At 64.8% G+C, this 11,141-nt stretch carries 6 protein-coding genes; 3 read left to right on the top strand and 3 right to left on the bottom strand.

Annotation, left to right across the window (positions count from 1 at the left end):
* Window positions 1-543: 543 nt before the first annotated feature.
* The 3 genes from lpdA to aceE are packed head-to-tail and all read right to left on the bottom strand — an operon-like array spanning window position 544 to window position 6,820.
* Window positions 544-2,394, bottom strand: coding sequence for a dihydrolipoyl dehydrogenase (gene lpdA, locus KW835_RS05240; protein WP_218381243.1), 1,851 nt, complete (start codon window positions 2,392-2,394; stop codon window positions 544-546).
* Between the two features lie 16 nt (window positions 2,395-2,410).
* A complete protein-coding gene (gene aceF, locus KW835_RS05245; protein ID WP_218381244.1) occupies window positions 2,411-4,084 on the bottom strand; it encodes a dihydrolipoyllysine-residue acetyltransferase in 1,674 nt (557 codons plus the stop codon).
* Window positions 4,085-4,102: 18 nt separating this feature from the next.
* Entirely contained in the window at window positions 4,103-6,820 is a 2,718-nt protein-coding gene (gene aceE, locus KW835_RS05250) for a pyruvate dehydrogenase (acetyl-transferring), homodimeric type (protein ID WP_218381245.1), read from the bottom strand.
* Between the two features lie 167 nt (window positions 6,821-6,987).
* On the opposite strand from aceE, the gene KW835_RS05255 reads away from it, so the two are divergent.
* The 3 genes from KW835_RS05255 (at window position 6,988) to folD (ending at window position 11,112) form a co-directional block, all read left to right on the top strand.
* Window positions 6,988-9,549 carry a PAS domain S-box protein gene (locus KW835_RS05255; RefSeq protein WP_218381246.1) on the top strand — a complete coding sequence of 854 codons (2,562 nt, stop codon included), beginning with the start codon at window positions 6,988-6,990 and terminating at the stop codon, window positions 9,547-9,549.
* Window positions 9,546-10,172: a response regulator transcription factor gene (locus KW835_RS05260; protein ID WP_056168907.1), complete on the top strand. Its 627-nt coding sequence runs from the start codon at window positions 9,546-9,548 to the stop codon at window positions 10,170-10,172. Before KW835_RS05255 ends, KW835_RS05260 begins: the two co-directional genes overlap by 4 nt.
* A gap of 85 nt (window positions 10,173-10,257) precedes the next feature.
* On the top strand, window positions 10,258-11,112 hold the full coding sequence (folD, locus tag KW835_RS05265) for a bifunctional methylenetetrahydrofolate dehydrogenase/methenyltetrahydrofolate cyclohydrolase FolD (protein WP_218381247.1): 855 nt from the start codon (window positions 10,258-10,260) through the stop codon (window positions 11,110-11,112).
* Window positions 11,113-11,141 lie beyond the last annotated feature (29 nt).

The following is an 11,141-nucleotide window of genomic DNA, read 5'->3' on the forward strand; positions in this document are numbered from 1 at the left end:
TCAACGACTCGCTCATGGCTAACTTCTTTTTGCGGCGGCACATCCGTGCAACTCCAGTGGCCAATTTCTGCTGCCATGGTGATGACTAGCAGCCCTGGCATCCATAGTTCTTCGCCTGCCCCTGCACCAGCAGGTCAAACACAATCCGCGCAAGGTGGGCGGCTTTGCTGGGGTCGGCCAGCAACTGCATATCTGGTTCTGGTGGGCTTCACTGCAGTCAATGATGGCATCGTCTATCGCCTTGGAGAAGTCGCCCAGCAGGGCCTGTTCGGGAGAGTTGTTCTCGATCTGCTTGATCACCTTGGCGTTCTCGCCCACCTTGTCGCGGATGGTGTAGGCGTAGTTCGGCGGCGGGTTATTGGTTTCTTGGGTCGTGTATCACGAACGAGACGAACGGGGCTAACGAGGCACGGCGGTTTTAACCGAACGTGAGAACGTATTGCACGGGATCGGGGCGAATTGGCCACCCCGGCGCAGGCCTTCAAAGCACAAAGCCCGAACTGTTGCCAGTTCGGGCTTTTGTTTATCAGCAGTGAGCCGGGCTTACTTCTTCTGCGGCGGCACATCCGTGCAGCTGCCGTGCGCAATCTCCGCCGCCATGCCGATGCTCTCGCCCAGCGTGGGATGCGGGTGGACGGTCTTGCCGATGTCCACCGCATCGGCACCCATCTCGATGGCCAGAGCGATCTCGCCAATCATGTCGCCCGCATGGGTGCCGACCATGCCGCCGCCCAGGATCTTGCCGTGGCCGTGGGCTTCGGGCGAGTCGTCGAACAGCAGCTTGGTCACGCCTTCGTCGCGGCCATTGGCAATGGCGCGGCCGGACGCAGTCCATGGAAACAGGCCCTTCTTGACCTTGATGCCCTGGGCCTTGGCTTGGTCTTCGGTCAGGCCCACCCATGCCACTTCGGGGTCGGTGTAGGCCACGCTCGGGATCACGCGGGCGTTGAAGGCGGCTGCTGCCAGCTCCTTGTTGCCCTGCAGCTCACCCGCGATGACTTCAGCCGCGACGTGGGCCTCATGCACCGCCTTGTGCGCCAGCATGGGCTGGCCCACGATGTCGCCGATGGCGAAGATGTGCGGCACGTTGGTGCGCATCTGGATGTCGACGTTGATGAAGCCACGGTCCGTCACGGCGACGCCAGCCTTTTCGGCGGCGATCTTCTTGCCGTTGGGCGTGCGGCCCACGGCCTGCAGCACCAGGTCATACACCTGCGGTTCGGGGGCGGTGCCGCCCTCTTCCGCTGGCGCGAAGGTGACCTTGATGCCTTCGGGTGTGGCCTCGGCGCCGACGGTTTTCGTCTTCAACATGATGTTGTCGAAGCGCTTGGCGTTCATCTTCTGCCAGATCTTGACGAGGTCGCGGTCAGCGCCCTGCATCAGGCCGTCCATCATTTCCACCACATCCAGGCGTGCGCCCAGGGTGCTGTAGACAGTGCCCATTTCCAGGCCGATGATGCCGCCGCCCAAAATCAGCATGCGCTTGGGCACTTCCTTGAGCGCCAGGGCGCCGGTGGAATCGACCACGCGGGGATCGTCGGGCATGAAGGGCAGGCGCACGGCCTGGCTGCCGGCGGCGATGATGGCCTTCTTGAAGGCGATGACCTTCTTGCTGCCCGTCTTCTCCTGCGCGGTGCCGCTGGTCTCTTCCACTTCGAGGTGGTTGGCGCCGACGAAGCTGCCGTAGCCGCGCACGGTGGTCACCTTGCGCATCTTGGCCATGGCGGCCAGGCCGCCGGTGAGCTTGCCGATGACCTTTTCCTTGTGGCCGCGCAGCTTGTCGATGTTGACTGCGGGCGCGCCAAAGTCCACGCCCAGGTCGGCCATGTGGCTGACCTCGTCCATGACGGCTGCCACGTGCAGCAGGGCCTTGGACGGGATGCAGCCCACGTTCAGGCACACGCCGCCCAGGGTGGCGTAACGCTCGACGATGACGACCTTGAGGCCCAGATCGGCCGCGCGGAAAGCGGCGCTGTAGCCGCCAGGGCCGCCGCCGAGCACGAGCACGTCGCAGTCCAGGTCCGCAGTGCCGCCGAAACTGGATGCTTCTATTTTAGGAGCTACTGGCGCTTGCGCGGCGGGCGCTGTAGCCGATTTTTGCACAGAAGCAGCAGGTACTGCAGCAGGCGCGGGTGCCGGCGCAGCGGACGCTGCATCCGACGTTTCGAGCGTGAGCACCACCGAGCCTTCGGCGATCTTGTCGCCGAGCTTGACCTTGAGCTCCTTGACCACGCCGGCATGGCTGGACGGGATCTCCATGGAGGCCTTGTCGGACTCCACGGTGATCAGGCTCTGCTCTGCCTTGATGGTGTCGCCGGGCTTGACCAGCACTTCGATGATGGCCACTTCGGCGAAGTCGCCGATGTCGGGCACCTTGATGTCGATGATTGCCATGTGTGTTGCCCTCGCGTTACATCACGATGCGGCGGAAGTCCGCCAGCAGCGAGGCAAAGTACACGTTGAAGCGCGCAGCGGCGGCGCCGTCGATCACGCGGTGGTCCCAGCTGAGCGACAGGGGCAGCATGAGGCGCGGCGCGAACTGCTTGCCATCCCACTTGGGCTCCAGGCTGCTCTTGCACACGCCCATGATGGCAACTTCAGGAGCGTTGATGATGGGCGTGAAGTACCGCCCGCCAATGCCGCCCAGCGAGCTGATGGAGAAGCAGCCGCCGGTCATGTCGGCCGGGCCGAGCTTGCCGTCGCGGGCCTTCTTGGCCAGGTCGCCCATCTCTTGCGAGATCTGCACGATGCCCTTCTTGTCGGCGTCACGGATGACGGGCACGACGAGTCCGTTGGGCGTGTCGGCCGCAAAGCCGATGTGGAAGTACTGCTTGAGCACCAGCTGGTCGCCGTCGAGTGAGCTGTTGAACTCAGGGAACTTCTTGAGCGCGGCCACGGCGGCCTTGATCATGAAGGCGAGCATGGTGACCTTCACGCCACTCTTCTCGTTTTCCTTGTTGAACTGCACGCGGAAGGCTTCCAGATCGGTGATGTCCGCATCGTCGTGGTTGGTGACGTGGGGAATGACGACCCAGTTGCGGTGCAGGTTGGCGCCGCTGATCTTCTTGATGCGCGAGAGGTCCTTGCGCTCGACCGTGCCGAACTTCGTGAAGTCGACCTTGGGCCAGGGCAGCAGGTCCAGGCCAACGCCGGAACCACCACCGCCTGCCGGAGCTTTCGCTGCCTGGGCCTTGGTCTGCGTGGCACCGCTCATCACCTGCTTGGTGAAAGCCTGCACGTCGTCCTGGCTGATGCGGCCCTTGGGTCCGGTGCCCTTGACTTCTTCGAGCGGCACACCGAGTTCGCGGGCGAACTTGCGCACCGAAGGCGATGCATGGGGCAGGCCTGGCGCGGGCGTGCCGGGCTGGTGGGCCGGAACGGAAGCCGTTGCAGGTGCTGGTGCCGCTGCGGCTTGCGCCGGGGCAGGCGCCGCAGCCACCGGGGCTGCAGGCGCAGCGGCCGGAGCTGGAGCGGACGCTTCGGGTGCAGCCGCGCCTTCAAGAACAGCAACCAGGTCACCGATGTTGACGGTGTCGCCGATCTTGACCTTGAGTTCCTTGATCACGCCGGCTGCGGGCGATGGGATCTCCATGGAGGCCTTGTCGGACTCGACGGTGAAGAGCGATTGCTCCAGCTTCACCGTGTCGCCCACCTTGACCAGCAGCTCGATGACGGCCACGTCCTTGAAGTCGCCGATGTCGGGAACGCGCACTTCCAGCGGGCCGGAGGCTGCTGCCGCAGCTCCCGCTGGTGCGGCAGGCGCCGCAGCGGGGGCTTGTGCCTTGGGCGCTGCGGCGGCGGGCGCCGGAGCAGCCGCAGCCGGGGCAGCCGCAGGCGCGCCAGCGTCTGCCGATTCGAGCACGACGATGACGGAGCCCTGCTTGACCTTGTCGCCCAGCGCGACCTTGATCTCCTTGATGGTGCCCGCGTGGCTCGACGGGATTTCCATCGATGCCTTGTCGGATTCGACGGTGATGAGCGACTGCTCGGCCTTGACGGTGTCGCCAGGCTTGACGAGCAGCTCGATCACGCCGACTTCGTCGAAGTCGCCGATGTCCGGGACTTGAATGTTGACCAATGCCATTGTTGTCTCCGGTTCGATTTATGCGTAGAGCGGGTTGACCTTGTCGGCATTGATGCCGTACTTGGCGATGGCCTCTGCCACCTTGGCAGCGGGCACCTTGCCTTCTTCGGACAGGGCCTTGAGCGCGGCCACGACGATGTAATGGCGGTTGATCTCGAAGTGCTCGCGCAGCTTGCTGCGGAAGTCGCTGCGGCCAAAACCGTCGGTGCCCAGCACCTTGTACGTGCGGCCGGCGGGGATGAACGAGCGGATCTGGTCCGCGTAGTTCTTCATGTAGTCAGTGGAGGCGATCACCGGGCCGGTGGTCTTGCCCAGTTGCTCGGCCACGAACGACGTGCGCGGCGTGTCGGTGGGGTGCAGCAGGTTCCAGCGCTCGGCGTCCTGGCCGTCGCGGGCCAGTTCGTTGAAGCTCGGGCAGCTCCAGATGCTGGCGGCCACGCCCCAGTCCTTTTCGAGCAGCTCCTGGGCGAAGAAGGATTCGCGCAGGATGGTGCCGCTGCCCAGCAGTTGCACGGTGGGTGCGTCTGCGGCCAGTGTGGGGGCCTGCTTGCACAGGTACATGCCCTTGATGATCTGCTCTTCCGTGCCGGGCTGCAGGCCGGGCATGGCGTAGTTCTCGTTGAGCAGCGTCAGGTAATAGAAGACGTTCTCCTGACGCTCGACCATGCGCTTCAGGCCATGGTGCATGATCACGCCGACTTCGTGAGCGAAGGTGGGGTCGTAGCTCACGCAGTTGGGGATGGTGCCGGCCAGGATGTGGCTGTGGCCGTCTTCGTGCTGCAGGCCTTCGCCGTTGAGCGTCGTGCGGCCCGAAGTTCCGCCCAGCAGGAAGCCGCGGGCCTGCATGTCGCCCGCCGCCCAGGCCAGGTCGCCGATGCGCTGGAAGCCGAACATCGAGTAGTACACGTAGAACGGGATCATGATCCGGTTGTTCGTGCTGTAGCTGGTGGCAGCGGCGATCCAGCTGGCCATGCCGCCGGCTTCGTTGATGCCTTCCTGCAGGATCTGGCCGGCCTTGTCTTCCTTGTAGTACATGACCTGGTCGCGGTCGACCGGGGTGTACAGCTGGCCCTTGGGGTTGTAGATGCCGATCTGGCGGAACAGGCCTTCCATGCCGAAGGTACGGGCTTCGTCCACCAGGATGGGCACGACGCGCGGGCCCAGGGCCTGGTCGCGCAGCAGCTGCGTCAAGAAGCGCACGTACGCCTGGGTGGTGGAGATTTCACGGCCTTCGGCGGTGGGCTCCAGCACGGCCTTGAAGGTGTCGAGCGAGGGCACGGTGAAGCTCTCTTCGGCCTTGGGCAGGCGCTTGGGCAGGTAGCCGCCCAGGGCCTTGCGGCGCTCGTGCAGGTACTGCATTTCGGGCGTGTCGTCGGCCGGCTTGTAGTACGGGATGTCGGCCAGCTGGCTGTCCGGGATCGGGATGTTGAAGCGGTCGCGGATGTACTTGATGTCTTCGTCCGAGAGCTTCTTGGTCTGGTGCACGGTGTTCTTGCCTTCACCGGCCTTGCCCATGCCGTAGCCCTTGACGGTCTTGACCAGCAGCACGGTGGGCTGGTCCTTGTGCTCGTTGGCGGCGTGGAAGGCTGCGTAGACCTTGGCGGGCTCGTGGCCGCCGCGGCGCAGCTCGAAGATCTCTTCGTCGGTCATGTGCTCGACGAGCTTGAGCGTCTCGGGGTAGCGGCCGAAGAAGTTCTTGCGCACGAAGGCACCGTCGTTGGCCTTCATGGCCTGGTAGTCGCCGTCCAGCGTCTCCATCATCAGCTGCTTGAGCTTGCCGGTCTTGTCGCGGGCCAGCAGCGTGTCCCAGCCGTTGCCCCACAGAAGCTTGATGACGTTCCAGCCGCTGCCGCGGAATTCGCTCTCGAGCTCCTGCACGATCTTGCCGTTGCCGCGCACCGGGCCGTCCAGGCGCTGCAGGTTGCAGTTGATCACGAAGACCAGGTTGTCGAGGTTCTCGCGTGCCGCCAGGCCGATGGCGCCCAGCGATTCGGGCTCGTCCATTTCACCGTCGCCGCAGAACACCCAGACCTTGCGGTTGGCGGTGTCGGCAATGCCACGGGCGTGCAGGTACTTGAGGAAGCGTGCCTGGTAGATGGCCATCAGCGGGCCCAGGCCCATCGAGACGGTGGGGAACTGCCAGAACTCGGGCATGAGCTTGGGGTGCGGGTAGCTCGAGAGGCCTTTGCCGTCCACTTCCTGGCGGAAGCTGTCGAGCTGCTCTTCGGTCAGGCGGCCTTCAAGGTAGGCGCGGGCGTAGATGCCGGGCGAGCTGTGGCCCTGGATGTAGAGCAGGTCGCCGCCGTGCTTTTCGCTGGCGGCGTGCCAGAAGTGATTGAAGCCCGCGCCGAACATGCTGGCCACCGAGGCGAAGGAGCCGATGTGGCCGCCCAGGTCACCGCCGTCGGCGGGGTTCAGGCGGTTGGCGCGCACGACCATGGCCATGGCGTTCCAGCGCATGTAGGCGCGCAGGCGCTTTTCGATGGCGATGTTGCCGGGGCAGTGGGCTTCCTGGTCGGCTTCGATGGTGTTGACGTAGCCCGTATTGGCGGAGAACGGCATGTCGATGCTGCTCTGGCGGGCGTGTTCGAGAAGTTGCTCGAGCAGGAAATGGGCGCGCTCAGGGCCCTCCTTGTCGATGACGGCGGACAGGGCGTCCATCCATTCACGGGTTTCCTGCTGATCGGCATCCGTGCCGATGCCGAAACCGGCCTCTTGGTCGGGCTGAGCTGACATGCTTGTCTCCTGTAGGTGTGGCAGCAAATTTAGGTCGTTGGCTCTAGTTTCGCATATTTTTCTACAATTTCAAATGGTGCCTTTGCATTTCATATTGCAAGAAAATGCTGCAATCGCACAAAATCCAGCGAACAGGCATGCACCCTCGGCTCCCCTACACTCGCAGTATGGACTCCCTGCCCTCCGCCCCCCCTCCCACGGCCCCGGCCGTGGCCGCGCCTATCCGCTGGTGGCGCAAGTGGTGGCGCGGACTCTCGCCCACCCGGCAGGACCGGTTTGCGGCACTGGCGCCCCTGGCCGCCGTCCTGATGTTTCTGGCCGCCATCGTGGCGGCGTTCTGGTATTTGAGGGCCGAAGAGGCGGAGCGGGAACAGGAAGCCCTGCGCCGCGACGTGGAATACGCCCAACAGCGCGTGCGCCTGCGTCTGCTGGAGCGGCAGGAACAGCTCATGCGCATCGCCCGCGACCTCTCCAACCAGGAGCTGGAGCGCTCCGAGTTCGTGAGCCGTGCCGAAACGCTGATCAGCCAGTACCCCGAGTTGCAGGCCATCACCTGGATCGACGAGCGCCGCCGCATCCGCGCAAGCCATGCCGCGCCCACCCTGGCCAGCAGCGACCTGCGTATCGCCGGCGAAGTTCTCAAGCCCGGCGACACGGCCGACACCTTCGGACTGGCGCGCGACCTGCAGCAACCCGTGTACGCCCAGCCGGCGGCGACGGCGGGCGACTCCACGCCCCTGCTGCAGCTGCAAGTCCCGCTGAACAACCAGGGCAAGTTCAGCGGCGTGGTGCTCGGCGAATATTCCATCGACAGCCTGCTGCGCTACGGCACCCCCACCGAGGTGCTGGCACGCTATGCCGTGACGCTGCTGGACGGCAAGAACCAGGTGCTGGCCGGCACGCCGTTGGGGCCGCGCAATACCGCCACACAGTTTCTGCCGTGGGCATCGCGTGCCAACGAATATGAAGTGCCCGTATCGCCCGTGGGCAACGGCCTGGTGCTGAAGGCACAGGCCTATCGCACGTCCCTGGGCGTGGTGGGCAGCGGGCTGTTCTGGCTGGTGGGCACGCTCTCGGCCATGACCGCGTGGATGCTGATCGCCACCTGGCGGCACACGCGCCGGCGCATGCAGGCGCAGCAGGCCCTGGTGGCAGAGACCAATTTCCGCCGCGCGATGGAGAACTCCATTCTCACCGGCATGCGCGCCCTCGACATGGAAGGCCGCATCACCTATGTGAACGCCGCCTTCTGCCAGATGACGGGCTGGAGCGAGGCCGAGCTCGTGGGCCTGAAAGCGCCCTTCCCCTACTGGCCCGACTCCGACCACGAGGCGCTGCACGCCAAGCTGCGCGACGAGCTCTCCGGCAAGACCATCGTGGGCGGCTTTCAGGTGCGGGTGCGGCGCAAGAGCGGCACGCTGTTCGACGCGCGGCTGTACGTGTCGCCGTTGATCGATGCGCGCGGCCACCAGACCGGCTGGATGACGTCGATGACGGACATCACCGAGCCCAACCGCATCCGCGAGCAGCTGTCGGCCTCGCACGAGCGCTTCACCATCGTGCTGGAGTCGCTGGACGCCTCGGTGTCGGTGGCCCCTCTGGGCAGCGAGGAACTGCTGTTCGCCAACAAGCTCTACCGCCAATGGTTCGGCTCGCAGACCGGCGGCCACCTGCAGCTGGTGGCGCAGGCCGGCGTGGTGCCCGTGGCCGGCAACAACCCCACGGGCATGGACGACGAGGACGGGCTGATGGGCCTGCCGACCGACCCGCTCACCAGCGCCCGCACCGAGAACGCCGAGATCTACCTGCCCGACCTGGGCAAGTGGCTGGAAGTGCGCTCGCGTTACCTGAATTGGGTGGACGGGCGCCTGGCGCAGATGGTGATCGCCACCGACATCACGCCGCGCCGCCAAGCGGAGGAACAGGCGTCGCGCCAGGCCGAACGTGCCCAGTCCGTGAGCCGCCTGATCACCATGGGCGAGATGGCCTCCAGCGTGGCCCACGAGCTCAACCAGCCACTCACCGCCATCAACAATTACTGCAGCGGCATGGTCTCGCGCATCCAGAGCGGCCAGTTGACCGAAGAAGCACTGCTGACCGCATTGCAGAAGACGGCCCACCAGGCCCAACGGGCCGGCCAGATCATCCAGCGCATCCGCGCCTTTGTGAAAAAGAGCGAGCCCAACCGCACGCTGGCCGATGTGCACTCGATGGTGAACGAAGCCGTGGAGCTGGCCGACATCGAACTGCGCCGGCACAACGTGCGGCTCACGCACTACGTGGCAGCCCGCCTTCCACCCGTGATGGCCGACACCATCCTGATCGAGCAGGTGCTGGTCAACCTGATGAAGAACGGCGCAGAGTCCATCCAGCAGGCCAACCGCCCCGCGGCGGGCCGCAGCGTGGAGCTACGCGTGGTACCCAAGCACGTGGAAGACCGCCAGGGGGTGGAGTTCTCGGTGCAGGACACCGGCAAGGGCCTGGCGCCGGAGGTACTCGAACGACTGTTCGAAGCGTTCTTCTCCACCAAGGCCGAAGGCATGGGCATGGGCCTCAATTTGTGCCGCAGCATCGTCGAGTCGCACCAGGGCCGGATGCAGGCGGAGAACCTCTACAATGGCCCGGAGGTCATTGGCTGCAGGTTCTTCTTCTGGCTGCCGCTCGCCAAACCTGCGGATGCCACTACAAATTCTGTAGCAAACGTACAAACCCCAAGGACAATTGCATGAGCTTGATTCCGAAAAAAGGCACCGTCTACGTTGTGGATGACGACGAGGCGGTTCGCGACTCCCTGCAGTGGCTGCTGGAAGGCAAGGACTACCGGGTGCGCTGCTTTGATTCGGCCGAGACTTTCCTCTCGCGCTACGACCCGCGCGAAGTGGCGTGCCTGATCGTCGACATCCGCATGGGCGGCATGACGGGCCTGGAGCTGCAGGACCGCCTCATCGAGCGCAAGTCGCCCCTGCCCATCGTCTTCATCACCGGCCATGGAGACGTACCCATGGCCGTGAACACCATGAAGAAGGGCGCGCTGGATTTCATCCAGAAGCCCTTCAATGAAGAAGAACTGGTGGGACTGGTCGAGCGCATGCTGGACCACGCCCGGGAAGCCTTCGCCGGCTACCAGCAGGCCGCCAGCCGCGACGCCCTGCTCTCCAAGCTGACCAGCCGCGAAGCCCAGGTGCTCGAACGCATAGTCGCCGGCCGCCTGAACAAGCAGATCGCCGACGACCTCGGCATCAGCATCAAGACGGTGGAGGCGCACCGTGCCAACATCATGGAAAAGCTCAACGCCAACACCGTGGCCGACCTGCTCAAGATCGCACTGGGCCAGAACGCCCCCAAGGGTTGAACGGGCAGCAGATTGCTCACATTCTCATAGCTACTTGCGCTTGACCACAAAGCGCCAGCAGCCATTTTGACTCGGTATTTTTGACATGACAGCACAGCTCATCGACGGCAACGCCCTCTCCCGCCAACTGCGCAGCGAGGTCGCCCAGCGCGCCGCCGCGCTCACCGCACGGGGCCACCAGCCTGGCCTGGCGGTCATCCTGGTGGGTGAAGATCCAGCGTCGGCTGTCTATGTCCGCAACAAGATCAAGGCCTGCGAAGACAGCGGCGTGCGGTCGATCTTTGAAAAGTACGATGCCGACCTGACGGAAGCTGCGCTGCTCGAACGCATTGCGGCCTTGAATGCCGACCCTGCCGTGCATGGCATCCTGGTCCAGATGCCGCTGCCCAAGCACATCGACCCCCACAAGGTGATTGAAGCCATCGCAACGGCCAAGGATGTGGATGGCTATTCCGTGCTCTCCGCCGGAGAGCTCATGGCGGGCCTGGACGGGTTCCGCCCCTGCACGCCCTACGGCAGCATGAAGCTGATCGAGTCCACGGGTCAGTCGATCAAGGGCAAGCACGCTGTCGTCATCGGCCGCAGCAACACCGTGGGCAAGCCCATGGCGCTGCTGCTGCTGCAGGCCAACGCCACCGTGACCATCACCCACAGCGGCACGCCCGACCTGGGCTACCACACCCGCCAGGCGGACATCGTGGTGGCAGCCGTGGGCCGCGCCAACACACTGACAGCCGACATGGTCAAGCCTGGTGCCATCGTCATTGACGTCGGCATCAACCGCAAGGCGGACGGCAAGCTCTGCGGCGACGTCGACTTCGACGGCGTGAAGGAAGTCGCCGGCTGGATCACCCCCGTCCCTGGCGGGGTCGGGCCCATGACCATTACCATGCTGCTGGTGAACACCATCGAGGCAGCCGAACGCACCGCCGAGCACTGAGCGCCGCTGGCCGAAAAGCCCTGGCGACT

The sequence above is a fragment of the Acidovorax sp. sic0104 genome, from assembly GCF_019219095.1.
Lineage (GTDB): Bacteria > Pseudomonadota > Gammaproteobacteria > Burkholderiales > Burkholderiaceae_C > Acidovorax.

What these genes read in the sequence shown, in the direction of transcription:
- KW835_RS05255 (WP_218381246.1), top strand. Translation starts at nt 6,988, where the DNA reads ATGGACTCCCTGCCCTCCGCCCCCCCTCCCACGGCCCCGGCCGTGGCC.
- aceF (WP_218381244.1), bottom strand. Translation starts at nt 4,084, where the DNA reads ATGGCATTGGTCAACATTCAAGTCCCGGACATCGGCGACTTCGACGAA.
- folD (WP_218381247.1), top strand. Translation starts at nt 10,258, where the DNA reads ATGACAGCACAGCTCATCGACGGCAACGCCCTCTCCCGCCAACTGCGC.
- lpdA (WP_218381243.1), bottom strand. Translation starts at nt 2,394, where the DNA reads ATGGCAATCATCGACATCAAGGTGCCCGACATCGGCGACTTCGCCGAA.
- aceE (WP_218381245.1), bottom strand. Translation starts at nt 6,820, where the DNA reads ATGTCAGCTCAGCCCGACCAAGAGGCCGGTTTCGGCATCGGCACGGAT.
- KW835_RS05260 (WP_056168907.1), top strand. Translation starts at nt 9,546, where the DNA reads ATGAGCTTGATTCCGAAAAAAGGCACCGTCTACGTTGTGGATGACGAC.